A 1,019-nucleotide genomic window follows, 5' to 3' on the forward strand; every position below is an offset into this window, starting at 1 on the left:
CGAGGCGGGGCACGACCTGTCGGGCATCCACTCGGTCGCCTCGTTCTTCGTGTCGCGGGTCGACAGCGAGATCGACGCGCGCCTCTCGGCGGTCGGCACGCCCGAGGCGCTCGCGCTCAAGGGCCAGGCCGGTGTCGCGAACGCGCGACTCGCCTACGAGATCTTCGAGCAGTCCTTCTCGTCGGAGCGGGCGCGCTTGCTGCTCGAGCTCGGGGCCAACGCGCAGCGCCCGCTGTGGGCGTCCACCGGCGTCAAGGATCCGTCGTTGCGCGACACCCTGTACGTCGAGGAGCTGATCGCGCCTGAGACCGTCAACACCATGCCCGAGGCGACGCTGAACGCGTTCGCCGACCACGGCGAGGTGCGCGGCGAGACGATCACGTCGGAGTACCTCGAATCGAATCAGCTGCTCAACGCGCTCGACGCGCAGGGCGTCGACTACGTCGATGTCACCGAGAAGCTCGAACTCGAGGGGCTGCAGAAGTTCGACGCTTCGTGGGCCGAGCTCTGCGACACCGTGGAGCGGGCGCTCGCCGAGCGGGCCTAGAGGCAGCGGGCGGGCCTGGAGCAGCGAGCGGTCTATCGAGGCAGTAGCGAAGAGGGGAGCCATCATGGGTGGGATCGGGATCGCCTTCGGCGACGACATCGAGCAGGCGAACGGCGGACGCACGGATGAGCTGCTCGAGAGCCTGGTGCGGGATCGCGTGGCGAGCCGGATCTTCGCGCACGATGCCGGCCTGTGGGGCCCCGCCGCCGAGGCCGAGGCCTCGATCAGGCTGGGCTGGACGGACTTCGCCGCAGCCGCCGACGAGCTGCTCCCCCGGGTCGAGGCTCTGCGTGCGGAGCTCTCGGCCGCGGGCGTGGATCGTATCGTGCTGTGCGGGATGGGAGGATCGAGCCTCGCCCCCGCCGTCATCGCCCGCTGGGCGGACGCCGGCCTCACCATGATCGACTCGACCCACCCGGCCGCCGTCGCGCGAGTGCTCGGTGGCGACCTCGCGAGCACCGCGGTCGTGGTC

At 70.8% G+C, this 1,019-nt stretch carries 1 protein-coding gene and 1 pseudogene; both read left to right on the plus strand.

Annotated features, from left to right (window positions below):
* On the plus strand, positions 1–547 hold a 547-nt coding region (locus tag ACYVIH_RS08540), incomplete at its 5' end, for a transaldolase family protein (RefSeq protein WP_460868192.1).
* A 64-nt stretch (positions 548–611) separates the two neighbouring features.
* Positions 612–1,019: pseudogene (locus tag ACYVIH_RS08545) on the plus strand (glucose-6-phosphate isomerase); the annotation flags it as partial.

Source organism: Nocardioides pakistanensis (assembly GCF_054781215.1).